A 22,957-nucleotide genomic window follows, 5' to 3' on the forward strand; every position below is an offset into this window, starting at 1 on the left:
GTCATGGGCACAAGGACAAAGAAACTCAACCAACTGGCCCTGACCGCGCGCGGGGGCGCAAACCCCGACATCACAGGTTTGGCTGTTGACAGCCGTGAAGTGAAAGACGGCTTCCTGTTCGCGGCCCTTCCCGGCACGCGGGTGCATGGAGGGGAGTTCACCCAATACGCCCTTCGAATGGGAGCATCCGCGATCCTGACAGATGCCGAAGGGGCCCAGATCGCCGAAGCCGAGCTTTCTGAATCAGGCGCGGCACTTATTGTGGTCGAAGACCCGCGTCAGGCGCTGGCCGGTGCAGCCGCGTTGTGGTTTGGAGCACAACCGCAGACCATCGTCGCCGTCACCGGTACCAACGGCAAAACATCTGTTGCCACCTTTGTGCGCCAGATCTGGACTGAGCTGGGCCACGCCGCTGTCAACCTCGGTACGACCGGGGTCGAGGGTGCATGGACCGCACCGCTGGCCCACACCACCCCTGAACCAATCACCCTGCATCGCTGTCTGGCAGAGGCAGCTGAAAATGATGTGACCCATGCCGCGATGGAAGCATCGTCCCATGGCCTGGAGCAACGCCGCCTGGATGGCGTGCACCTGACAGCCGCAGGGTTTTCAAACTTCACTCAGGACCATCTGGACTATCACGAAACCTTCGAGGCGTATTTTGCCGCCAAGGCTGGGCTGTTCGACCGCGTGTTGCCGCAAGACGGTACAGCGGTGATCAATCTGAGTGACCCTAAGGGCGCGCAGGTCCAGCGGATCGCAAAGTCGCGAGGCCAATCGGTGCTGACCGTTGGTCTTGGCGATGCCGATTTATGCCTGATCAATCAGCGGTTTGACGCCACAGGACAGGACCTGCGCTTTTCCTGGCAAGGCCGAACCTTCCAGACGCGTCTGAATCTGATCGGCGGGTTTCAGGCTGAAAATATCTTGCTGGCCTGCGGGTTGGTCATCGCCGCCGGCGACAGCCCTGAGCGGGTCTTTGAAACTCTGCCATATCTGACGACCGTACGGGGGCGGATGCAACTGGCAGCTACGCGCGACAACGGTGCAACGGTTTTTGTGGATTACGCGCATACGCCCGATGCTGTGGCCACGGCCCTCAAGGCGCTGCGCCCGCATGTTATGGGGCGTCTGATCGCCATCGTTGGGGCAGGCGGGGACCGTGATGCGACCAAGCGCCCTCTGATGGGTAAGGCGGCTGCGAACCATGCTGATGTCGTGTTTGTAACAGATGACAACCCACGCAACGAAGACCCGGCCACCATCCGTGCAGCCGTCATGGAAGGTGCGCTTGAGGCCACAGGTCAGGCCAGTGTGACCGAGGTCGGCGACCGTGCCGAGGCTATTCTGCGCGGCATCAATGCGCTTCAACAGGGCGATGCGCTGCTGATCGCAGGCAAGGGCCACGAAACCGGACAAATCGTAGGGGATCAGGTTCTGCCTTTTGATGACGTTGAACAGGCCAGTATTTCTGTGGCCGCGCTTGACGGGAGGGTTGCATGACACTCTGGACAGCATCCGAGGCCGTTGAAGCGACAGGCGGTCAGGTCACGCGTGACTGGATCGCAAATGGTGTATCGATCGACACTCGCACCCTTCAGCCCGGCGATCTGTTCGTGGCGCTTAAAGCCGCGCGGGACGGTCATGATTTTGTCGCGCAGGCGTTGGAAAAAGGCGCCGGGGCTGCGCTGGTTTCTCACATTCCCGAAGGTGTCCCCGAAGGGGCACCGTTGCTGGTCGTTGACGACGTGCAGGCAGGTCTCGAAGCCTTGGGGCAGGCGGCCCGTGCGCGAACGGATGCGCGCATAGTTGGTGTCACGGGCAGCGTCGGCAAGACCTCGACCAAAGAAATGCTGGCGAAAATTCTTGAAGCCCAAGGCAAGACCCATGCCAGCGTGGCCAGCTACAACAACCATTGGGGTGTACCGCTGACTTTGGCGCGGATGCCGCGCGATACTGAGTATGCCGTGATTGAGATCGGCATGAACCACCCGGGCGAGATTGCTCCTCTGGCCAAACAGGCCCGTCCGCACGTGGCGTTGGTCACGACTGTCGCGGCGGTGCATCTGGAAGCTTTTGCTTCGGTCGCAGGCATCGCCCATGAAAAAGCGGCGATCTTCGAAGGGTTGGAGCCCGGCGGGGCTGCGATTGTCAATGCAGACATCGAGCACGCAGAAATTCTGCGTCAAAGTGCCCAGGACCGCGGGGCGGGGATCGTCGATTTTGGCCGCAAGGCTTCGGATTATCGTTTGATCGATGTGCAGCAAGCGTCCAACGCCGTGAACGCTCAGGCCACTGTTGGTGATCAACTCATCCGCTTTGAGGTCAACTCTGCCGGCACCCATTTTGCCATGAACGCGCTTGGGGCTCTGGCGGCCTGCGTGGAACTGGGTGTCGATCTGGATCAGGCGATCGCGGGACTGCGAGCGTGGTCGCCGGTCAAGGGGCGCGGCGTACGCGAAAACTTGCCGTTGTCTGGTGGTGGCCAAATCGAACTATTGGACGACAGCTACAACGCCAATCCGACCTCGATGGAGGCCGCGCTGGACGTGTTGGCTGCCACGCAAGGTACCCGCCGCATCGCGTTTTTGGGCGACATGAAGGAACTGGGCTCGCAGGAAGTGGCGATGCACGCCGAAATGGCGAATGTTGCAGCCATGGGGAAAGTAAATCAGGTGCATTGCATCGGCCCGTTGATGCAGGCCATGCACAAGGCGCTACCCGATGACAAGCGCGGGCTCTGGTTCGAAACCAGTGCTGAGATGGCCGAACACTTGCCCTCATTGATCTGCGATGGCGACACGGTGTTGGCAAAGGGTTCTCTCAGCATGGCGCTGGCTACGATTGTTGACGGTCTGCGCAAAATGGGGCAAGGGAGCGCGCTTGATGGGTGATCGCGCCCAGACGTCGCGTGTGAGAAAGGTATTGTCATGCTGTATTGGTTGACCGCCCTGTCGGACGGAGGGGATTTCTGGAACCTCTTCCGCTATATCACCTTCCGCGCGGGCGGTGCTTTTATGACGGCGCTGATCTTTGGGTTCCTGTTCGGAAAACCCCTGATCAATGTTCTGCGCAAGCGACAGGGCAAAGGTCAACCGATCCGCGATGACGGCCCCGAGGGACATTTTTCCAAGGCAGGCACGCCCACCATGGGTGGGTTGCTGATTGTAGGTGCCCTTGTGACGTCGACCTTGATCTGGGCGCGGTGGGACAATCCCTATGTCTGGATGGTGTTGTTTGTGACTTTGGCCTATGCGGCCATCGGGTTCGCGGATGACTACGCCAAGGTGTCGAAGCAGAACACCAAGGGTGTTTCGGGCAAGATGCGTCTGGCGCTGGGCATTATCATTGCGGTTCTGGCCTCGCTCTGGGCATCTTTGCACCATCCCGAGGCGTTGCAGAACCAGCTGGCGGTGCCGGTATTTAAGGACACTCTGGTCAATTTGGGCCTGTTCTATATTCCGTTCGCGGTCGTTGTGATCGTGGGGGCTGCCAATGCAGTAAACCTGACTGACGGTCTGGACGGGTTGGCGATCATGCCCGCAATGATTGCCGCCACGACCCTTGGAATCATTGCCTATGCGGTCGGACGTGTGGACTTTACCGAGTATCTGGACGTGCACTACGTGCCCGGAACCGGTGAGATATTGATCTTTACGGCTGCTTTGTTCGGCGGCGGTTTGGGCTTTTTGTGGTACAACGCACCGCCTGCGGCGGTCTTCATGGGTGACACCGGTTCATTGGCACTGGGTGGTGCACTGGGTGCGATTGCCGTCGCCACCAAGCACGAGCTTGTTCTGGCCGTGGTTGGCGGTCTGTTCGTGGTCGAGGCGTTGAGCGTCATCATTCAGGTCCTCTACTTCAAACGCACCGGCAAGCGGGTTTTCCTCATGGCCCCAATCCATCACCACTATGAGAAAAAAGGCTGGGCTGAACCGACCATCGTCATCCGTTTCTGGATCATCTCGCTGATCCTGGCGATGATCGGACTGGCAACGCTGAAGGTACGGTGAGCAAACGTCGCATTGTGCTGTCAGGCTGTTCAGGAGGCGGTAAATCCACCCTCCTGCAAGAGATGGCGCGGCGCGGCTATGCGACTGTCATAGAACCCGGCCGCCGAGTCGTAATCGCGGAACAGCAGGTCGGTGGAACCGCCTTGCCCTGGTCAAATACCGAAGCGTTTTGCCGGAAAGTCATCGAGACGGCTTTCAACGACATGACCCAAGCCCCGGACGGTTTGGTTCTATTCGACCGATCGGCGCTGGACGCCTTGATCTGGTTTGAGCGTACTGACACTGATCTGGACAAAGCCTTGAAAGATCGGATTGTCCGGCTTGACTATGACCGTCAGATTTTTCTGTTCCCGCCATGGCCTGAAATCTATGTGAAAGACAGTCAGCGTCAGCACGATCTTGTTGACGCTCTTGCGGAATATGAGGGTTTGTGCGACCGCTTGCCCAAACTTGGTTTCAAGACCACCCTTGTTCCAAAGCGACCTGTCGAAGAACGGGCGGATTGGCTTGAGGCACAGCTAGACGAAGGAAGTAAGACATGATCCCGGTCAAAGGCTTTTCAGGGCAAAAAGTTGCAGTTCTGGGGCTGGGCCGGTCGGGCTTGGCGACAGCACGCGCCTTGCGTGCTGGCAAGGCCGAGCCTGTGTGCTGGGACGACAACCCGGCAGCTCGTGAAACTGCCGAAGGCGAGGGGTTCACCTGCGTCGATCTGCGCAAACACGGCGCGTTTGATGGCGTTGCGTCGCTGATCGTCTCACCGGGCATTCCGCATCTTTATCCTGAACCGAACCCGGTCGTTTCCGCGGCTTTGGACGCTGGCGTGCCGGTGGACAACGACATCGGCCTGTTCTTCCGTTCCTTCGCGGGGTCGGAATGGAACAACTACGACACGCCGCCGCGCGTGATTGCAGTGACGGGCTCGAACGGGAAGTCCACCACGGCGGCGTTGATCCACCACATCCTGACCGAGGCCGGGCGTGAGGCACAGTTGGCAGGCAATATCGGACGCGGGGTTCTGGATATCGATCCGGGTGGTGACGGTTCGGTTGTTGTGCTGGAACTCAGCAGCTATCAGACCGAGTTGGCCCGTGCGTTGACTCCCGACGTTGCTGTGTTCACCAACCTTTCGCCCGATCATCTGGACCGCCACGGCGGCATGGGCGGCTATTTCGCGGCCAAACGACGCCTGTTTGCCGAAGGCGGGCCAGACCGCGCAATCATTGGCATTGATGAGATCGAAGGTGCGTTTCTGGCCGTGCAACTGGCCGAAAGGCCAACGGATGACCGGGTGATCCGTATCTCGGTTGCGCGCAAACTGACAGGTCCGGGGTGGCAGGTGTTTGCTCGCAAAGGTTTCTTGTCGGAATACCGCAAGGGGCGTCAGGCAGGTTCCATCGACCTGCGCGCGATCAAAGGTCTGCCCGGTGCGCATAACCATCAAAACGCCTGCGCGGCCTACGCCGCCTGCCGGTCGCTGGGACTTGCCCCGCGCGTGATCGAGGATGCGCTGCAGTCCTATCCGGGCCTGCCGCACCGCAGCCAGATCATTGCCGAAGCGGGTGGGGTTACTTACGTCAACGATTCGAAGGCGACCAATATCGACAGTGCCTTGAAGGCGTTGAGCGCGTTCAAGAATATCCGCTGGATTTGCGGTGGACTTGAGAAAGAGGGCGGTATCGCAGCTCTGAACACGGCAGCGGATCAGGTGCGCAAAGCTTACGTGATCGGTCGCGAAGCGGCTGGTTTTGCGATGCAACTGGAAGCGGACGCCCTGGTTTGTACCACGATGGAGGCCGCCGTAGCGCAAGCTATCGAAGACGCGGAAGAGGGTGACACGGTGTTGTTGGCACCGGCGGCTGCCAGTTTCGATCAATATGACAATTTCGAGCGACGCGGCGATGACTTTACCGAACAAGTGCGTAAGCGGCTGACGTAAGGCGACGCTCTGCCGGTTGATCTGGACTTTTCCCAATCAGATTGACACTTTGTGGGAAGTAAGGTTGCGTCACCTTCAGTTCACAAAGAGGTAGCGGATATGTCTGCACGCAAAATTTTCTTCGCTCTTCCTGTCGTTGCGCTGGCCGGAGCCTGCGCCAATAGCGGGGCGAACTATGTCCCGATCATCGACGGGGCGGTAGGGCCTAATTATCAGTCCGATCTGGCCAATTGTCAGGCGCTGGCGCGATCTCAGCCGACGCTCGACAGCAACACTGCAGGCGCCGCTGCCATCGGCGCGGCCGGTGCTGCGGCAACCACTGCAATCATTGACAACAGCGCCAGTGATCTGGGTCGGGCAGCAGCAGCCGGTGCGCTGATCGGTGCTGGTGCAAGCGCGATCAACAACACTCAGAATCAGGAAGTGATCGTGCGAAACTGTATGCGCGGGCGCGGGTATAACGTCGTCGGTTAATCCTTGGCGGCAATGGCAACACCAGCGGCATGGCCTGACGACCATGCCCACTGGAAATTGTAGCCACCCAACCAGCCGGTGACATCCACCGCTTCGCCAATCGCGTAGAGGCCAGGGACATCCTTGGCCTCCATGGTTTTAGAAGACAAATCTTCGGTATCGATCCCGCCCAGCGTGACTTCGGCCGTGCGATACCCTTCGGTTCCCGATGGCACCAGCAACCACTCGGATAAGGCTGTGGTCAGCTCAGAAAGTTTCGCATCTGACTGATCCGCAAGGTTCCCGGACATCTGAATAACCTTGCTCAGATAGTCTACCAACCGGGCCGGCAGATGGCGCGCCAGTTCGGTTGTCAAAGCCTTTCGCCCACCGCTCTGACGCTGTGTCCGCAACAGATCGAACAGCGGCAAATCGGGGATAAGGTTTACCCGGATCGCCTCACCCTCGGACCAGTAGGATGACAACTGCAACACCGACGGCCCGCTAAGCCCGCGATGCGTGAACAGCAGCGCCTCGTCAAAGCTGGTGCGGTCGTTCGACAGCCGAGCGGGCAGGGAAACACCGGACAAGTCTTTGAATCGACCATCCGAGAAGGTGAACGGTACCAGCGCGGCGCGCGTGTCGGTCACGCGCAAGCCGAATTGCCCGGCGATGTCATAGGCCAACCCGGTCGCGCCCATTTTCGGGATCGACTTGCCGCCGGTGGCCAGCACCAGATTGGCGCAGGTCAGGTGCTGACGCTGCCCGTCGCGTTCGACCTCCAGTGCAAACCCGCTTTCGGTCTTGCTCAGATCGCGCAGAGACGTTTGCACCCACAGCTCTGCTCCTGCATCGCGTATCTCGTCCAGCAGCACCTGTATGATCTGCTTCGATGACCCATCACAAAACAGCTGCCCCAGTGTTTTCTCGTGCCACGCGATGCCGTGCCGACCGACCAAATCGATGAAATCCCACTGGGTATAGCGCGCCAGTGCGGATTTGCAGAAATGCGGGTTCTGCGACAGAAAGTTACCCGGTCCTGCATACATGTTGGTGAAGTTGCAGCGCCCGCCGCCCGAAATGCGGATCTTTTCGCCCGCTGCCTTGGCGTGATCGATCACCAATACGCGCCCGCCGCAATGGGCTGCGCACATCATACCGGCCGCACCGGCCCCAAGGATGATCGTATCGAAGGTCATGGGCGGGGGATGGCGTTGTTTGGATAGGATAGCAAGTGGCGGAACAATCAATCGCTAAATTATTCTTAAGCTCCATCGTCTTTCCACTCTTGCCTGTGCGTGCCAACAGCTCATCAAATCGTGTTCCTTCTGGTTCTCTATTTCACGATTGGGCGCAGCCCAGGACCACGGAACCATTATTTGCTGCACAGATTTTCAAAGCTGCTCTTCATCCTACTAGCCCAAACGCCAAAATCCCTGTAGACTCTCAAACAGATCCCGAAAACGGGACGTGAACGAGGCAGAGAGTGGCGGTATCTCATGACTGAGATGGTGTATGGCGCGGTCCAGGACCAGCGCGGAGAACCGATTCTACCGAAGTGGTGGCGTACAATTGATCGCTGGACGATGTCCTGCGTTCTGATCCTTTTTACCATTGGGTTGCTGCTGGGCTTGGCCTCATCGCCGCCGCTGGCCGGACGCAACGGGTTCGATCCTTTCCATTATGTCGAACGTCAGGCCATCTTCGGCGGATTGGCGCTGATTGCGATGCTGCTGACATCGATGATGTCACCGACCTTGGTGCGGCGTCTGGCCGTTCTTGGGTTTTTGGTGTCATTTGTGGCGCTGGTTTTTCTGCCGGTCTTCGGAACCGATTTTGGCAAAGGTGCTGTCCGCTGGTATTCGTTGGGCTTTGCCTCTCTGCAACCGTCCGAATTCTTGAAGCCCGGTTTCATTGTCGTGGCCGCATGGTTGCTGGCGGCCTCGCAAGAGATCAATGGCCCTCCGGGGCGTATCTGGTCCTTTGCGCTGTGCATGTCGATCGTAGGGATGTTGGTGATGCAGCCCGATTTCGGTCAGGCCTGCCTGATCCTGTTCGGCTGGGGCGTGATGTATTTCGTGGCCGGTGCCCCGATGCTTTTACTGGTCGGAATGGCTGGCGCGGTGGTGTTGGCAGGTATGTTTGCCTATTCAAATTCCGAACACTTTGCCCGCCGCATCGATGGCTTTCTGAACCAAGAGGTCGATCCGACCACCCAGCTGGGCTATGCCACCAACGCCATTCGCGAAGGCGGGTTGTTCGGCGTTGGTGTCGGGGAAGGGCAGGTGAAATGGTCGCTTCCCGATGCCCATACCGATTTCATCATTGCTGTCGCGGCTGAGGAATACGGCTTGATCCTGGTGCTGATTATCATCGCGCTCTATGCGCTGATTGTCGTGCGGTCGCTGCTGCGGCTAATGCGTGAACGGGACATGTTCATTCGCCTGGCAGGCACCGGATTGGCCTGTATGTTTGGCGTTCAGGCGATGATCAACATGGGCGTCGCCGTGCGCCTGTTGCCCGCCAAGGGCATGACGTTGCCTTTTGTCAGCTATGGCGGTTCGTCGCTGATTGCGGGCGGTATTGCCATCGGGATGTTGTTGGCTTTCACCCGAACCCGTCCGCAGGGCGAGCTTGGCGATATTCTGCGCGGACGAGGATAATGGGGAACCCTTACTTGTTGATTGCGGCTGGCGGAACCGGGGGCCACATGTTCCCCGCTCAGGCCCTGGCCGAGGCATTGCTGCACAAGGGCTGGCGCGTGCGCCTGTCCACCGATGCACGCGGTGCGCGCTATACCGGCGCCTTCCCGGATGCGACCGAGATTACCGAGGTGTCCTCGGCCACCTTTGCGCGCGGCGGTTTAGCAGCCAAGGCGCTGGTCGGCCCCAAGATCGTGGGCGGCGTGACCAGCATGGCGTTTCAGATGATGCGCAATAAGCCCGACGTGGTTGTCGGGTTTGGTGGCTATCCGTCGATCCCGGCGCTGGGCGCGGCAACGCTGCTGAAAATCCCGCGCATGATCCATGAACAGAACGGTGTGTTGGGCCGTGTGAACAAGCTGTTCGCCACTCGCGTTGCACAGGTTGCATGCGGTGTCTGGCCAACCGATCTGCCCCAGGGCGCACAGGGCGTCCACACCGGCAATCCGGTACGCGCCGCCGTTCTGGACCGCGCCGCCGCGGGATACATTCCACCCGGCGATTATCCGATGTCGATTTTGGTCATGGGCGGCTCACAAGGCGCGCGTATCCTGAGCGATGTGGTGCCCGAGGCCCTTGCCGCCTTGCCTGAAAACATCCGTAACCACATCCGCGTTTCACATCAGGCCCGGGATGAGGACAGCGCGCGTGTGACGGCGTTCTACAATGATTATGGCATCCGCGCCGAAGTTCAGACCTTTTTTGCAGACGTGCCCCGTCGCATGTCGGACGCCCAATTGGTCATTTCGCGTTCGGGTGCATCCAGCGTGGCCGATATCTCGGTTATTGGGCGACCCTCGATCCTGGTCCCGTTTGCCGCCGCTGCCGGAGACCACCAAACCGCCAATGCGCGTGGCTTGGTGCAGGCGGGCGGTGCGATCATGATCCCTGAAAATGCGCTTGACGTTCGCGCCTTGACGCAGCAAATCACCACGGTTCTGACCAACCCCGAAGCCGCACAGAAAATGGCCCATGCCGCCCTTTCGACCGGTGCCCCCGACGCGACCGAGCGTCTGGTGCAACTTGTCGAACAACTGGCGCAGAAGGAGACCGCATGAATCCTGCAACCAAACTGCCGCAAGACGTAGGACCGATCCACTTTGTCGGGATCGGAGGGATCGGGATGTCCGGGATCGCCGAGGTGCTTTTGAATCTGGGGTATCGGGTGCAGGGCTCGGACCTGAAGGCATCGAAGATCACTGATCGGCTGGCGGGTTTGGGGGCTGAAATCTTCGTCGGGCAGCGGGCTGAAAACCTTGAAAACGCTGCGGTTGTGGTTGTTTCGACTGCAATCAAACCCGGCAATCCGGAATTGGATGAGGCACGCGCACAAGGGCTGCCCGTTGTCCGGCGTGCTGACATGCTGGCCGAGTTGATGCGCTTGCGCTCGAACATCGCAATTGCGGGCACACATGGCAAGACCACCACGACCACGATGATGGCTGAGCTAATGGTGGCGGGTGACTTCGACCCGACCGTGATCAATGGCGGCATCATCCACGCCTATGGTTCGAATGCGCGCATGGGGCAGGGCGAATGGATGGTGGTTGAGGCGGATGAATCCGATGGCTCGTTCAATCGTCTGCCCGCGACCATCGCCATCGTTACCAATATCGACCCCGAGCATATGGAGCATTGGGGGGATTTCGACAAATTGCGTGATGGCTTTCACGAATTCGTCTCGAACCTGCCTTTCTATGGTCTGGCCGTTTGCTGCACGGATCATGCCGAGGTGCAGGCTTTGGTCGGGCGCATCACGGATCGCCGTGTGCGCACCTATGGCTTCAATGCTCAGGCAGACGTGCGGGCCGAGAATCTGACCTACAAAAGCGGCGTTGCGCATTTCGACATTCACCTGCAATACGAAGACAAAGTGATCGAAGGTTGCACCCTGCCGATGCCTGGCGACCATAACGTCTCGAACGCATTGTCCGCTGTGGCTGTTGCCCGCCATCTGGGTATGAAAGCGACTGAGATTCGCGACGCGCTTGCCAATTTTGGCGGCGTCAACCGCCGCTTCACCAAGGTCGGAGAAGTCGACGGTGTCACCATAATCGACGATTACGGCCATCACCCGGTCGAAATCGCTGCTGTCCTCAAGGCTGCGCGCCAAGCGACTGAAGGCCGCGTCATCGCTGTACACCAACCTCACCGCTACTCACGTCTGTCCAACCTGTTCGACGACTTCTGCACCTGCTTCAACGATGCGGATGTCGTGGCCATCGCCGAGGTTTTTGCCGCCGGTGAAGATCCGATTGAAGGGGCCAGCCGCGATGATCTGGTGCAGGGGCTGATCCGCCACGGCCACCGCCATGCCCGCGCGCTTTTTGACGAAAACGATTTGGAACGTCTGGTGCGCGAGCAGGCCCGCCCCGGCGACATGGTCGTCTGCCTTGGGGCAGGGACAATCAGTGCCTGGGCTAACGGGCTTCCAGAGCGGTTGCAGAGGAAACAAGCTGTTTGACATCTCAGCGTGTTAATGCGCAACCATAAGGTGTGTTGACGTAGTTGTTTCTATCGCCTGCCCTCGGAGGGGGAAATGGATTATTCCGTGATCATGGCTGCCTTATGGGTGATCTGCGCCACCGTTGTGGCGATGCTGCCGATGCGCCTGCAATTTCCGCCGGGGATCCTTTTGCTGATCTGTGCGCCGGGTTTGATCATATGGTTGGGCTATGTTCATGGTTGGGTTTGGTCGGTTTTGGCGTTGGGTGGGTTCGCTTCAATGTTTCGTAATCCGATCCGGTATTACTGGCGCAAATGGGTGCGTGGTGAGGTGATGGAATGAGTCTTTCTCTTGCCCTCGCGGCCCTCTGGGGGCTTACCGCCAATATTCTGGCAATGCTGCCCAGCAAGGACAACCATTGGACCCGCGCCTATTATCTAATCGCAGTGGGCATCCCCATTTTGGGTTTTGTCACATATGAAAACGGCCCCTGGATCGGGTTGCTTTTTCTTGTTGCAGGCATGTCGATGCTGCGCTGGCCGGTGATTTACCTCACCCGTTGGACAAAGGCGAAAATGCAGGGCATGAAGGCGGCCAACAAGTAACGGCCATTTTCAGGAGGCCCCATGGTCGACATCGCCACTTTTGCCTACTTACCGCTTATCTCGCTGGTCCTGGGCGCGGTTGCCGGATTCGTTGCCGGGCTCTGGATTGGGATGAAAGGGTTGCTCTGGCTCATCGGTCTGACTTCAGCTGTTGCGTTGGTCCTGATCGTGATGTTGGCAGGCGTCGGAACAGGTGAAGAAGAACAGGCATTCGGCCCGTTCATCTGGCTGACCGGCTCGGTTCTGCCCTTCCTTCTTGCTGTTATCGTAGGGGGTGTCGGCGGGCGTGGGCTGGCGGCAAAGTCGAACGCATGAGTGGTCTGCCCGAAGTTCGGGGCCGTCTGACCCCGGCACGCCCGCTGAACGACCTGACCTGGCTGCGTGTCGGCGGTCCGGCGGACCACCTGTTTCAACCCGCCGACCTCGAAGACCTGCAAGCGTTTTTGCGCGATCTTCCGTCAGATGTGCCAGTCTTCCCAATGGGAGTCGGTTCGAACTTGATCGTGCGGGATGGTGGCTTGCGCGCGGTGGTGATCCGTTTGGGGCGGGGGTTCAACGGTATCGAAGTCGCCGGCACCACTGTGATCGCCGGGGCTGCAGCGCTGGATGCTCATGTAGCACGAAAGGCGGCGGATGCTGGGGTTGACCTGACGTTTTTGCGAACCATTCCTGGTTCAATCGGCGGGGCTGTGCGGATGAACGCAGGGTGCTATGGCAGTTATACGGCGGATGTTTTGCGCAAAGCCACAATCGTCACGCGGCAAGGCCAGGTGCAGCACCTGACACCCGAAGACTTGAACTTTCGCTATCGTCAGTCCGATTTGCCCGAAGGCGCAGTTCTGGTTTCGGCGACGTTCCAAGGGCCTTCTGGCGACCCCGCAGAGCTTCACGCCCGCATGGAAGCGCAGCTTAAGAAGCGCGATGAAACTCAGCCGACCAAAGATCGCAGCGCCGGGTCGACTTTCCGCAACCCGGCAGGGTTTTCTTCGACAGGGCAAGCGGATGATGTGCATGACCTCAAGGCGTGGAAAGTGATCGATGACGCCGGAATGCGTGGCGCGACGCTGGGGGGTGCACAGATGAGCCCCAAGCACTCGAATTTCCTGATCAATACCGGTGCGGCCACCGCTGCTGACCTTGAAGGGTTGGGCGAAGAGGTGCGAAAAAAGGTTTACGAAACAAGCGGCATCACGCTAGAGTGGGAAATCATGCGGGTCGGTGATCCGCTGAAAGAATAAAGCCCCAACCGTCAGACCAATAACAGGCTAATTCAGGCGACGGATCAAAGGCATAAACGCAGTACGGACCACCACATAAGGTCCGGGGACATTGAGGCGCACGTTGGGAATGTCGAGCAGGACAAACCCCAAAGTGGCGGTACTGATGGGTGGACCCTCGGCGGAACGCGAGGTGTCTCTCAGCTCTGGGCGCGAATGCGCAGCCGCCCTTGTGGGAGAAGGCTTTGAAGTGGTCGAACTGGACGCAGGTCCCGACCTTTATGCGCGCCTTTTGGATATTAAGCCGGATGTGGTTTTCAACGCCCTGCATGGCCGCTGGGGTGAAGATGGCTGTGTGCAGGGCCTGCTGGAATGGATGCGGATTCCGTACACGCATTCCGGCGTTCTGGCCTCGGCCCTTGCGATGGACAAACAACGCAGCAAAGAGATTTACCAGTCCGAAGGCCTGCCTGTTGTGCCCAGCGTGATCGCACCCAAGGTCGAGGTGATTGAGGTTCACGTGATGGAGCCGCCTTACGTTGCCAAGCCCAACAACGAAGGCTCCAGTGTTGGTATCTATATCGTCCATGAAGACGCAAATGGTCCGCCGCAGCTGGACGAGGCGATGCCCGACCATGTGATGATCGAGAAATATGTGCCAGGGCGCGAGTTGACGGTAACGGTGATGGGCGACCGCGCCCTGACCGTGACCGAGATCATGACCGACGATGGCTGGTACGACTATGACGCCAAGTACAAGCCGGGCGGATCGTGGCACGTGCTACCTGCTGACATCCCGCAGGACATCTTTGACCGCTGCATGGATCACGCTCTGCGCGCGCATGATGTTTTGGGTTGCAAGGGCGTCAGCCGTACGGATTTTCGCTGGGATGATAGCAAGGGACCGGACGGGCTGTTTCTGTTGGAAACCAACACCCAGCCTGGCATGACGCCAACCTCGCTGGCCCCCGAACAGGCCGCCCATCTAGGCATGACATTCGGCCAGCTTTGTGCCTGGATGGTGGAGGACGCCTCATGCGACCGTTGACCGCCAGCCGTTCGCTGGAAATCCATCGCAGTAAACCCCTTGCGGGGCCTGATGCTGATTTCGCATCGGCTGACACCGAAACACATGAAGCAGAGCCGCTTTTGCGGCTGCGTGGGGCGCGGGTGTTTTGCCGCACCGCGCGCCGCAGCGATCCTGCACCGTCGCGCCTGAGCTACCGACTTCAGCGCTGGATGCTTACGCCGGGCATTCGCATGGGCGTCAAGGTAGGTCTGCCAATCTGCGCCGCGGCAGCAGCTGTTGGGCTTTACTTCGCCTCGGAAGATCGGCGCGAGGCTGTCACTGCCTTTGTCGCTGACATTCGAACTTCTATTCAGGAACGCCCCGAGTTCATGGTCAACCTGATGGCCATTGATGGAGCGGGCACCAGTTTGTCCGAGGATATTCGCGAGGTCGTACCTTTGGATTTCCCGATCAGTTCCTGGGATCTGGATGTCGAACACATGCGCGACACGATTACCGGATTGGACCCGGTGAAATCCGCAACCGTGCGTATCCGACCGGGCGGCATTTTGCAGGTGGATGTGGTCGAACGACAACCCGTGATCGTTTGGCGCACCCGTGATGGGCTGGAGCTGCTTGATGAGACCGGCGCTCATGTCAAGGAAACGCCATCGCGCAAGGACCATATCGGTCTTCCGCTGATCGCGGGCAAGGGCGCTGATGTCCATGTGGCGGAAGCGCTTGAGCTTTTCCAAACCTCGCGCAGTCTGGGCAATCGCGTGCGCGGGCTTGTGCGCGTGGGCGAGCGGCGCTGGGATCTGGTTCTGGACCGCGGCCAGCGCATCATGCTGCCGACCGACCGGCCGGTGCGTGCGCTGGAACGCGTGCTGGCTGTCAACGAAGTGCAGGACCTTCTGGAGCGCGACGTGGCCGTGGTCGATATGCGCCTTGGCCAGCGTCCGACCATACGAATGAGCAAAGCCGCCAGCGAAGACTGGTGGAATACAAAAGTGAACGTGAGTAACGGGCAGTAACGACCATGATGACCGATCTTTATCAGTCCCAACGCGCCATGCGTCAGATGCGGCGGCAGGCATTGCAACGCGGTGTCATCGCAATTCTGGATGTAGGCAGCTCCAAGATTGCTTGCCTTGTTTTACGTTTTGATGGCACGGGTCGGCTGAGTGAAGACAACACTATCGGCTCGATGGCCGGTCAAACCGGGTTCCGCGTCATTGGCGCGGCGACCACGCGCTCTCGCGGTGTGCAATTCGGTGAAGTCACCGCCATGCAGGAAACTGAACGCGCCATCCGTACCGCACTGCAGGCAGCGCAGAAGATGGCGGATATTCGTGTCGATCACGTCATTGCGTGTTTCTCGGGGGCCAACCCACGGTCTTACGGGTTGGACGCGCAGGTAGACCTTGACGGTCAGCTTGTGACCGAAGCCGAGGTCGGCCGCGTTTTGAATGCCTGTGACGTGCCCGATTACGGCGAGGGGCGCGAGGTGCTGCACGCGCAACCGGTGAACTTTGCGCTGGACAACCGTTCAGGCCTGATTGATCCGCGTGGGCAACTGGGCCAGAGCCTTGCGGTCGATATGCACATGCTGACCGTCGACGCGATAGCGATCCAGAACATTGTGCGTTGTATCAAGCGCTGTGATTTGGAGCTGGCGGGTATTGCCAACTCAGCCTATGTCTCGGGCATCTCGGCATTGGTTGAGGATGAGCAGGAACTGGGCGCGGCTTGTATCGACATGGGCGGTGGTACAACCAGCGTGTCGATCTTCATGAAGAAGCACATGATCTACGCGGATTGCGTCGGTATGGGTGGAGATCATGTAACCAGCGATATCTCGATGGGTCTGGGCGTTCCAGCAGCCGTGGCTGAACGGATCAAGACCTTTAATGGGGGCGTGCATGCAACCGGGGCCGATGACCGTGATATGATTGATATCGGTGGCGATACGGGCGACTGGGAACATGACCGTCGCACTGTCAGCCGGGCCGAACTGATCGGTATCATGCGCCCGCGCGTCGAAGAGATTCTGGAAGAGGTCCGCGTTCGACTAGACGCCGCCGGGTTCGATCATATGCCAAGCCAACAGATTGTTCTGACCGGGGGCGGTAGCCAGATCATGGGGCTGGACGGGCTTGCCACCCGCATTCTTGGGCAGCGCGTGCGCCTGGGACGGCCGTTGCGTGTGCATGGCTTGCCGCAATCAGCGACAGGCCCTGCTTTCTCTTCTGCCGTGGGTCTCAGCCTGTTTGCGGCCCATCCTCAGGATGAATGGTGGGATTTCGAGATCCCAGTCGACACCTATGCCGCGCGCCCGTTCAAACGCGCAGTGCGGTGGTTCCGTGACAACTGGTAAGCACTTGCGAAGGGCCGCGCTGTGCGCTGCCCTGCTGCCCGGTGGGGTCATGGCCCAAAGCATCATCACACCGGACGCGTTTCTGGACGCTGCAGTCGGCAAAACGCTTACATTCTACGAGATTCGCAGCGGCGATCTTGTCGGGACCGAGCAATTTCTGAACCGCCGCGTCTCGGTCTGGCGTGAAGAAGGGCAGGGCTGTGTCTATGGACAGATTACCACGCCACACGGTCAAATCTGTTTTCTCTATGACAACGACCCGGATGGGATTCCTGTGTGTTGGTGGCCCTTTTTGCACGAAGGTCGCCTGATGGTCAGGCTCGCCTCGTTCGCTGACGGAGAAATCCAAGAGGTGGGCAGCATCACGGAAAGCAGCCTGAACTGTCCAAATGCCCCGACCAGTTGAAAAATCCGGTTGCGGTGCGCTGATTTATCCCTCAAGATATCCACAGGGCCCGTCAGAGGTCTCGCGGCAGGACCTGAGCAGTTTTCCGCAGTGTAATTGATGGCTAGTCAGAGCGTGAAGGGGGAATAAACCTTCGCGGCCTGCTGGGTGTCTTGTGATGGTCGCCAACGTTTCCGCTATATCTGGCACAGCCTGCGAAATGCCGCCGGTTGATGCCTTATTTCCTCCATATTTTGTGGCAAAACGCGATTTTTGACGTGACCTTTTCGCATCATCCGGCTAGAATCGACAAAGGATAGGTAAGAAAAACACCGCTTTGGCGGGACATAAATACAGGCGGACAGAGCATGACATTGAATCTTTCGATGCCCGGGCACGACGAACTGAAGCCTCGGATTACAGTATTTGGCGTTGGCGGCGCAGGCGGGAACGCCGTAAATAACATGATTGAGAAACAGCTGGACGGTGTCGACTTTGTGGTCGCCAACACCGACGCGCAAGCGCTGCAGCAAAGCCAATCGTCGGCACGCGTACAATTGGGCGTAAAGGTCACCGAAGGTCTGGGGGCAGGGGCTCGACCGACTGTAGGGGCCGCAGCCGCCGAAGAAAGCATCGAACAAATCGTCGATCATCTGGCGGGCGCGCATATGTGCTTTATCACCGCCGGCATGGGCGGGGGCACTGGCACCGGCGCCGCACCGATCATCGCACAAGCCGCCCGAGAGCTGGGCGTGCTGACGGTGGGTGTTGTCACCAAACCCTTCCAGTTCGAAGGGGCGAAGCGGATGCGTCAGGCCGAAGACGGTGTTGAAGCGCTGCAGCAGGTTGTCGACACGCTGATCATTATCCCCAACCAGAACCTGTTTCGCCTGGCCAATGAGAAAACCACCTTTACCGAGGCTTTCTCGATGGCAGACGACGTACTGTATCAAGGTGTTAAGGGCGTGACGGACCTGATGGTTCGTCCCGGCCTAATCAACCTCGATTTTGCCGATGTTCGCGCCGTGATGGACGAAATGGGCAAGGCGATGATGGGAACCGGCGAGGCAACCGGCGAAGATCGTGCGGTTCAAGCGGCAGAAAAAGCCATTGCAAACCCGCTGCTGGACGAAATCAGCCTCAAAGGTGCAAAGGGCGTGCTGATCAACATTACCGGCAGCCACGACCTGACCCTCTTCGAACTGGACGAAGCGGCCAACCGCATTCGCGAAGAGGTGGACCCCGAAGCGAACATCATCGTCGGGTCGACTTTGGACACTGCGATGGAAGGTGGAATGCGCGTATCGGTTGTTGCCACCGGCATCGACGCCAGCGAAAAGTCCGCAGATGTCCCGGTTGCGCGCCGCTCTATGTCCGAGCCGCTGACCCGCACCGTTTCGGCGGAAGAGCACGTTCAGGAAGAAGCGCCTGTTGCAGCCGAAGTAGCGGACGCCGCACCTCAGATGGAAGAAACCCGCGAACCTTCGCTGTTCGAGGCCGCAGAAGAGCCTGCGCAACCTCAGTTCCAACCGCGTGACGAACGTGAGGAGGACGACTTGCCGCCGCCAGCCTACCAGCCGCGCGTCGCTGAGTTCGAGCCGCAGCCCGAACATGTCGAACCCGCACCCGAAAGCTTTGTCGCCCCGCGTGGCCATGCCGCTGGTACTCCGTCGCCCGAGGCGCTGCAGCGTCTACAGGCGGCTGTACAAAAGGTTCCATCCGCACCGCAGCGTCCGGCTGCACCGCGTCAGCCCGAGGCTGTTTCGCAGCCTGAAACTGAAGAACGCTCGCGTTTTGGCTTCAATCGCCTGATCGACCGAATGACTGGCCATGCCTCGGATACACCGGCGCAAGCAGCGCGTCAGCAGCCCGTTATGCGTCAGTCCGAAGCCACCGCACCGGCCCAGGATGAGGCCGACCCGGAACAGGATCGCATTGAAATTCCTGCCTTCCTGCGCCGTCAAGCCAACTGATCGCGGTAACAAAATCCACTCACAGGGCCGCTTCTTAGCGGCCCTTTATCGTTTAAAAATAGTGGTTTACGAATATGTAAGCAGGGTTTTGCCGATCTGTTACATACATGTTTCATTCGGTTGCAAAGAGTGAGTTGAGCCTTCACGCAGGCTTCCTTAACTGAGTGTCCAACACAGCCCTCGCAGGCTGGACACTGCTCACTGAGGCCCATTTTGCAACATACGCTCAAATCTCCGGTCACGTTCAAAGGCGTTGGACTGCATGGCGGCCAACCTGCAACCATGGTTCTCAAACCTGCTGCGGCGGGGCATGGAATTTGGTTCAAGCGGACGGATATTCATCTGGGCGATGCAATGATCCCTGCAATCTACCATGCAGTCGAGCGTTCCCCGCTTTGCACTCGCCTTGTGAATGACTCAGGCGTATCAGTCTCGACTATCGAACATATCATGGCCGCATTGGCCGGATGTGGTGTTCATAACGCGTTGATCGAGATTGACGGTCCCGAAGTGCCGATTATGGACGGGTCTTCGATCGACTTCGTGCGCGGCATCATGGCAAAAGGCGTGCGCCGTCAGGCCAGCCCGGTTCTGGCCTATGAAGTTCTAAAGCCCGTGACCGCGTCGCGCGAAGGCGCGGATGCCAGTATCGTTCCCGCCGACGGTTTGATCATCGATTTCCACATCGATTTTGAAGACACCGCTATCGGCAGCCAGACCAAAACGCTGGATATGCGCAACGGTTCTTTTGCACGCGAACTCAGCGATTGCCGTACATTCTGCCGTCGAACCGATGTTGAAGCCATGCGTGCCAACGGGCTGGCCTTGGGCGGTACGCTGGACAACGCTGTTGTCGTTCAGGGGAACGAGGTTCTGACGCCGGGTGGCTTCCGCCGCGCCGACGAAGCTGTGCGTCACAAGATGCTGGATGCTCTGGGCGATCTCTATCTGGCAGGTGGTCCGATTCTGGGCCACTTCACCGGTAACAAGTCAGGCCATTCCTTGACCAACACCTTGTTGCGCAACCTGTTCGAAACGCCGGGTGCGGTGCGTCCGGTGCTGTGTACACCGCAGCAGGCCGCGCGTTTGCCAGGGCAAGGGTTGATCGTAAACGAAATTCCCGAAGTCGCCTAGACTGATCAACTCTGACGACATTTGCGCCAGATGTTGTATAAGGCGTTTTGCACCGGAATTTTCTGTGCTAGACCATGGCTCAATTCGGGGCGATCCCCATTAAGTAAGACGACAAGGATGGGCGGTATGGTTGGCAGCAAAGCGGCAGTCAGATTCGCAGGCGCGATTCTTCTGACAGCAGTTTTGGCGGCGTGTGGCAACGGGGGCGGCCTTTTCGGCAACAGGGGCGCTGACCGGAGCCAGAACCTTGAAGGGTTCACGCCGGAACAGATCTACACCCGTGGTGAATACGAACTGTCGCAGAATCGCTCGGACGATGCGGCATGGTATTTTTCGGAAGTTGAACGCCTGTATCCTTATTCCGATTGGGCCAAACGCGCGCTGATAATGCAGGCGTTTTCCTTCCATACGGATAAGAACTATGAAGAAAGCCGGGCCGCTGCGCAGCGATATATCGACTTCTACCCCACGGATGAAGATGCAGCCTACGCGCAATACCTGCTGGCGCTCAGCTATTATGACCAAATCGATGAGGTTGGCCGCGATCAGGGTTTGACGTTCCAGGCGCTGCAATCCTTGCGCACTGTGATCGAGGTTTATCCTGACAGCGAATACGCCACATCGGCCGTTCTGAAGTTTGACCTTGCCTTCGACCATCTGGCAGGCAAAGAAATGGAGATCGGACGCTATTACCTGCGTCAGGATCATTACATCGCGGCAATCAACCGATTCCGTGTGGTCGTTGAAGACTTCCAGACCACCTCTCACACTGCCGAAGCACTCTATCGTCTAGTCGAAGCCTACCTGTCCCTTGGTCTGTTGGACGAAGCGCAGACGGCTGGTGCCATTCTTGGATACAACTACCAGTCTTCGGAATGGTATGACGACGCATATAAGCTGCTGACGTCTCGCGGTCTCGATCTCAAGAGCCGTGGTAACAACTGGCTCAGCACGATCTATCGTCAAACCATCAAGGGTGAGTGGTTGTAATCGCCATGGCTTCTGGCGTGGGATGTTAAAGACCCGATGCTGCGCGCCCTAGATATCCGCGACATGCTGATCATTGACCGGTTGGAACTGACATTCCAGCCGGGCCTGAATGCATTGACGGGGGAAACCGGGGCGGGCAAGTCGATCCTTCTGGACTCGTTGGGTTTCGTGTTGGGCTGGCGCGGACGGGCCGAATTGGTGCGGCAGGGTGCGGCACAGGGCGAGGTCGTCGCCGAGTTTGAACTATCCGCCGACCATCCCGCTCATGCGATTCTGGCCGAAGCTGGTTTGCCGGGCGGCGAAGACCTGATCTTGCGCCGGGTAAACACTGCTGAAGGGCGCAAGACAGCTTGGGTCAATGATCGGCGATGTTCAGGCGAAGTACTGCGCGCATTGTCCGAAACCCTGATCGAATTGCACGGCCAGCATGACGATCGTGGGTTGCTGAATCCGCGCGGCCATCGGGCGATGCTGGACGACTTCGCAGGGGTTTCGGTTCAACTGGCCAAAGTGCGTGCGGCCTGGACCGAGATGTCACGCACACGCAAGGCACTAGCCGAAACCGAGGCCGCACTGGCCGCTGTCCGCAGCGAAGAAGAATTCCTCCGCCATGCCGTGGCCGAATTGGACCAGCTTGATCCGCAACCGGGCGAGGACGCCGAACTGGATGCCCGTCGACGGATGATGCAAGGGGCCGAGCGTATCCGTGATGATGTCGCCCGCGCCTTTGAATTGCTGTCCAGCGATGGGGCCGAAGGGGCGATGTCCGACGCTATCCGCTGGCTGGAGGGCGTTTCCGACAACGCGGGTGGTCAATTGGAGAATCCGATTGCGGCACTGGGGCGGGCAATGATCGAACTGGGCGAGGCTCAGGATGGTGTGAATGCCTGCCTTCAGGCGCTGGATTTCAACCCGGCGGAACTGGAGCGGGCTGAAGAACGCCTGTTCGCCATCCGCGCACAGGCGCGAAAGCATGATGTATCGCCGGATGATCTTGGAACATTTGCCGACACTTTGCGCGACCGGTTGAATCGGCTGGAGGCGGGTGACGCCGATCTGGCGGACAAACGTGTAGCCGTGAACGCGGCGCAGGACGCTTATGACACCGCCGCTGCCGAGCTGAGCGCAGCCCGCAAGGCGGCTGCCGGGCGGCTTGATGCTGCCGTCATGACTGAGCTGGCCCCGCTCAAGATGGAACGCGCCGTGTTCCAAACCGAGCTCACTTTGGCAGAGCCGGGCCCCGAAGGAACTGACGCAGTGGCGTTCACTGTGGCCACCAATCCCGGCGCTCCGGCCGGTCCTTTGAACAAGATTGCATCGGGCGGTGAACTCAGCCGCTTTTTGCTGGCGCTCAAGGTTTGTCTAACTGGCGATGACAGCGCGCGCACGATGATCTTTGACGAGATTGACAGGGGTGTTGGCGGCGCCACAGCCGATGCGGTCGGGCGCAGGCTGGCGTCCTTGGCGCAGGGCGGGCAGGTGCTGGTTGTCACCCATTCCCCCCAGGTCGCCGCCCGTGCCGCGCATCATTGGCGCGTGCAGAAACAGGTGACAGAGGGACAAACACTATCCACTGTTATTCCCTTGGCCGAACCGGACCGAGTGGATGAGATCGCGCGCATGGTGGCAGGCGATACAATCACCGAGGAAGCCCGCGCCGCTGCCCGGGCTTTGCTGCAGGCTTAACACGCCTATGGCGCGAAACGGTGCTCACACT

Annotated in this window: 22 protein-coding genes; 21 read left to right on the forward strand and 1 reads right to left on the reverse strand. The window is 59.1% G+C overall.

Annotated features, from left to right (window positions below; genetic code table 11):
* Window positions 1-3: 3 nt before the first annotated feature.
* The 6 genes from GOV89_RS01210 to GOV89_RS01235 all read left to right on the forward strand — a co-directional run bounded on the left by GOV89_RS01210 (window position 4) and on the right by GOV89_RS01235 (window position 6,423).
* A complete protein-coding gene (locus tag GOV89_RS01210) occupies window positions 4-1,503 on the forward strand; it encodes a UDP-N-acetylmuramoyl-L-alanyl-D-glutamate--2,6-diaminopimelate ligase (protein ID WP_171237240.1) in 1,500 nt (499 codons plus the stop codon).
* Entirely contained in the window at window positions 1,500-2,894 is a 1,395-nt protein-coding gene (gene murF / locus GOV89_RS01215) for a UDP-N-acetylmuramoyl-tripeptide--D-alanyl-D-alanine ligase (RefSeq protein ID WP_171237241.1), read from the forward strand. Before GOV89_RS01210 ends, murF begins: the two co-directional genes overlap by 4 nt.
* A gap of 36 nt (window positions 2,895-2,930) precedes the next feature.
* Window positions 2,931-4,013, forward strand: coding sequence for a phospho-N-acetylmuramoyl-pentapeptide-transferase (mraY, locus tag GOV89_RS01220; RefSeq protein ID WP_171175328.1), 1,083 nt, complete (start codon window positions 2,931-2,933; stop codon window positions 4,011-4,013).
* Window positions 4,010-4,555, forward strand: a complete 546-nt coding sequence (locus GOV89_RS01225; RefSeq protein ID WP_171237242.1) for an AAA family ATPase — start codon at window positions 4,010-4,012, stop codon at window positions 4,553-4,555. Before mraY ends, GOV89_RS01225 begins: the two co-directional genes overlap by 4 nt.
* The gene (gene murD / locus GOV89_RS01230) at window positions 4,552-5,949 is read left to right on the forward strand and encodes a UDP-N-acetylmuramoyl-L-alanine--D-glutamate ligase (RefSeq protein WP_171237243.1); all 1,398 of its coding nucleotides are present in this window, start codon (window positions 4,552-4,554) and stop codon (window positions 5,947-5,949) included. Before GOV89_RS01225 ends, murD begins: the two co-directional genes overlap by 4 nt.
* Before the next feature lie 99 nt (window positions 5,950-6,048).
* Window positions 6,049-6,423 (forward strand): glycine zipper family protein, encoded by a 375-nt coding sequence (locus GOV89_RS01235; protein ID WP_171092324.1) that lies wholly within the window; start codon window positions 6,049-6,051, stop codon window positions 6,421-6,423.
* Here the strand turns inward: GOV89_RS01235 and GOV89_RS01240 are convergent.
* Complete coding sequence (locus tag GOV89_RS01240) at window positions 6,420-7,601, reverse strand: NAD(P)/FAD-dependent oxidoreductase (protein WP_171237244.1); 1,182 nt, start codon at window positions 7,599-7,601, stop codon at window positions 6,420-6,422. The genes GOV89_RS01235 and GOV89_RS01240 overlap by 4 nt on opposite strands.
* Window positions 7,602-7,901: 300 nt before the next feature.
* Between GOV89_RS01240 and ftsW the strand changes: the two genes are divergently transcribed.
* The 15 genes from ftsW (at window position 7,902) to recN (ending at window position 22,926) form a co-directional block, all read left to right on the forward strand.
* Window positions 7,902-9,065 (forward strand): putative lipid II flippase FtsW, encoded by a 1,164-nt coding sequence (ftsW, locus tag GOV89_RS01245; protein ID WP_171175320.1) that lies wholly within the window; start codon window positions 7,902-7,904, stop codon window positions 9,063-9,065.
* Window positions 9,065-10,162 carry a UDP-N-acetylglucosamine--N-acetylmuramyl-(pentapeptide) pyrophosphoryl-undecaprenol N-acetylglucosamine transferase gene (locus tag GOV89_RS01250; protein ID WP_171237245.1) on the forward strand — a complete coding sequence of 366 codons (1,098 nt, stop codon included), beginning with the start codon at window positions 9,065-9,067 and terminating at the stop codon, window positions 10,160-10,162. The genes ftsW and GOV89_RS01250 overlap by 1 nt, the downstream gene beginning before the upstream one ends.
* Entirely contained in the window at window positions 10,159-11,568 is a 1,410-nt protein-coding gene (murC, locus tag GOV89_RS01255) for a UDP-N-acetylmuramate--L-alanine ligase (protein ID WP_171237246.1), read from the forward strand. The genes GOV89_RS01250 and murC overlap by 4 nt, the downstream gene beginning before the upstream one ends.
* A gap of 75 nt (window positions 11,569-11,643) precedes the next feature.
* The gene (locus tag GOV89_RS01260) at window positions 11,644-11,892 is read left to right on the forward strand and encodes a DUF2484 family protein (protein ID WP_171175314.1); all 249 of its coding nucleotides are present in this window, start codon (window positions 11,644-11,646) and stop codon (window positions 11,890-11,892) included.
* Window positions 11,889-12,155 (forward strand): DUF2484 family protein, encoded by a 267-nt coding sequence (locus GOV89_RS01265; protein WP_171237247.1) that lies wholly within the window; start codon window positions 11,889-11,891, stop codon window positions 12,153-12,155. Before GOV89_RS01260 ends, GOV89_RS01265 begins: the two co-directional genes overlap by 4 nt.
* Before the next feature lie 21 nt (window positions 12,156-12,176).
* On the forward strand, window positions 12,177-12,470 hold the full coding sequence (locus tag GOV89_RS01270; protein WP_171237248.1) for a hypothetical protein: 294 nt from the start codon (window positions 12,177-12,179) through the stop codon (window positions 12,468-12,470).
* Window positions 12,467-13,393 carry a UDP-N-acetylmuramate dehydrogenase gene (gene murB / locus GOV89_RS01275; protein WP_171175303.1) on the forward strand — a complete coding sequence of 309 codons (927 nt, stop codon included), beginning with the start codon at window positions 12,467-12,469 and terminating at the stop codon, window positions 13,391-13,393. The genes GOV89_RS01270 and murB overlap by 4 nt, the downstream gene beginning before the upstream one ends.
* A 109-nt stretch (window positions 13,394-13,502) precedes the next feature.
* The gene (locus GOV89_RS01280; protein WP_171175301.1) at window positions 13,503-14,420 is read left to right on the forward strand and encodes a D-alanine--D-alanine ligase; all 918 of its coding nucleotides are present in this window, start codon (window positions 13,503-13,505) and stop codon (window positions 14,418-14,420) included.
* Window positions 14,408-15,415: a cell division protein FtsQ/DivIB gene (locus GOV89_RS01285; protein WP_171237249.1), complete on the forward strand. Its 1,008-nt coding sequence runs from the start codon at window positions 14,408-14,410 to the stop codon at window positions 15,413-15,415. The genes GOV89_RS01280 and GOV89_RS01285 overlap by 13 nt, the downstream gene beginning before the upstream one ends.
* A gap of 8 nt (window positions 15,416-15,423) precedes the next feature.
* Complete coding sequence (gene ftsA / locus GOV89_RS01290) at window positions 15,424-16,758, forward strand: cell division protein FtsA (protein WP_171237574.1); 1,335 nt, start codon at window positions 15,424-15,426, stop codon at window positions 16,756-16,758.
* Window positions 16,745-17,164, forward strand: a complete 420-nt coding sequence (locus GOV89_RS01295) for a hypothetical protein (protein WP_171235530.1) — start codon at window positions 16,745-16,747, stop codon at window positions 17,162-17,164. The genes ftsA and GOV89_RS01295 overlap by 14 nt, the downstream gene beginning before the upstream one ends.
* Before the next feature lie 347 nt (window positions 17,165-17,511).
* Window positions 17,512-19,116 (forward strand): cell division protein FtsZ, encoded by a 1,605-nt coding sequence (ftsZ, locus tag GOV89_RS01300; RefSeq protein ID WP_171175296.1) that lies wholly within the window; start codon window positions 17,512-17,514, stop codon window positions 19,114-19,116.
* Window positions 19,117-19,329: 213 nt separating this feature from the next.
* Window positions 19,330-20,250, forward strand: coding sequence for a UDP-3-O-acyl-N-acetylglucosamine deacetylase (gene lpxC, locus GOV89_RS01305; protein WP_171235532.1), 921 nt, complete (start codon window positions 19,330-19,332; stop codon window positions 20,248-20,250).
* 126 nt (window positions 20,251-20,376) lie between these two features.
* Complete coding sequence (locus GOV89_RS01310) at window positions 20,377-21,240, forward strand: outer membrane protein assembly factor BamD (protein WP_171175292.1); 864 nt, start codon at window positions 20,377-20,379, stop codon at window positions 21,238-21,240.
* Window positions 21,241-21,276: 36 nt separating this feature from the next.
* Complete coding sequence (gene recN / locus GOV89_RS01315) at window positions 21,277-22,926, forward strand: DNA repair protein RecN (RefSeq protein ID WP_171237250.1); 1,650 nt, start codon at window positions 21,277-21,279, stop codon at window positions 22,924-22,926.
* Window positions 22,927-22,957 lie beyond the last annotated feature (31 nt).

The sequence above is a fragment of the Ruegeria sp. HKCCA5763 genome, assembly GCF_013034545.1.
In the GTDB taxonomy this organism is placed as follows: domain Bacteria; phylum Pseudomonadota; class Alphaproteobacteria; order Rhodobacterales; family Rhodobacteraceae; genus Ruegeria.

Coding starts and splice junctions, on each gene's coding strand:
- GOV89_RS01210 (WP_171237240.1), top strand. CDS start 4: ATGGGCACAAGGACAAAGAAACTCAACCAACTGGCCCTGACCGCGCGC.
- murF (WP_171237241.1), top strand. CDS start 1,500: ATGACACTCTGGACAGCATCCGAGGCCGTTGAAGCGACAGGCGGTCAG.
- mraY (WP_171175328.1), top strand. CDS start 2,931: ATGCTGTATTGGTTGACCGCCCTGTCGGACGGAGGGGATTTCTGGAAC.
- murD (WP_171237243.1), top strand. CDS start 4,552: ATGATCCCGGTCAAAGGCTTTTCAGGGCAAAAAGTTGCAGTTCTGGGG.
- GOV89_RS01235 (WP_171092324.1), top strand. CDS start 6,049: ATGTCTGCACGCAAAATTTTCTTCGCTCTTCCTGTCGTTGCGCTGGCC.
- GOV89_RS01240 (WP_171237244.1), bottom strand. CDS start 7,601: ATGACCTTCGATACGATCATCCTTGGGGCCGGTGCGGCCGGTATGATG.
- ftsW (WP_171175320.1), top strand. CDS start 7,902: ATGACTGAGATGGTGTATGGCGCGGTCCAGGACCAGCGCGGAGAACCG.
- GOV89_RS01250 (WP_171237245.1), top strand. CDS start 9,065: ATGGGGAACCCTTACTTGTTGATTGCGGCTGGCGGAACCGGGGGCCAC.
- murC (WP_171237246.1), top strand. CDS start 10,159: ATGAATCCTGCAACCAAACTGCCGCAAGACGTAGGACCGATCCACTTT.
- GOV89_RS01260 (WP_171175314.1), top strand. CDS start 11,644: ATGGATTATTCCGTGATCATGGCTGCCTTATGGGTGATCTGCGCCACC.
- GOV89_RS01265 (WP_171237247.1), top strand. CDS start 11,889: ATGAGTCTTTCTCTTGCCCTCGCGGCCCTCTGGGGGCTTACCGCCAAT.
- GOV89_RS01270 (WP_171237248.1), top strand. CDS start 12,177: ATGGTCGACATCGCCACTTTTGCCTACTTACCGCTTATCTCGCTGGTC.
- murB (WP_171175303.1), top strand. CDS start 12,467: ATGAGTGGTCTGCCCGAAGTTCGGGGCCGTCTGACCCCGGCACGCCCG.
- GOV89_RS01280 (WP_171175301.1), top strand. CDS start 13,503: ATGTCGAGCAGGACAAACCCCAAAGTGGCGGTACTGATGGGTGGACCC.
- GOV89_RS01285 (WP_171237249.1), top strand. CDS start 14,408: ATGCGACCGTTGACCGCCAGCCGTTCGCTGGAAATCCATCGCAGTAAA.
- ftsA (WP_171237574.1), top strand. CDS start 15,424: ATGACCGATCTTTATCAGTCCCAACGCGCCATGCGTCAGATGCGGCGG.
- ftsZ (WP_171175296.1), top strand. CDS start 17,512: ATGACATTGAATCTTTCGATGCCCGGGCACGACGAACTGAAGCCTCGG.
- GOV89_RS01310 (WP_171175292.1), top strand. CDS start 20,377: ATGGTTGGCAGCAAAGCGGCAGTCAGATTCGCAGGCGCGATTCTTCTG.
- recN (WP_171237250.1), top strand. CDS start 21,277: ATGCTGCGCGCCCTAGATATCCGCGACATGCTGATCATTGACCGGTTG.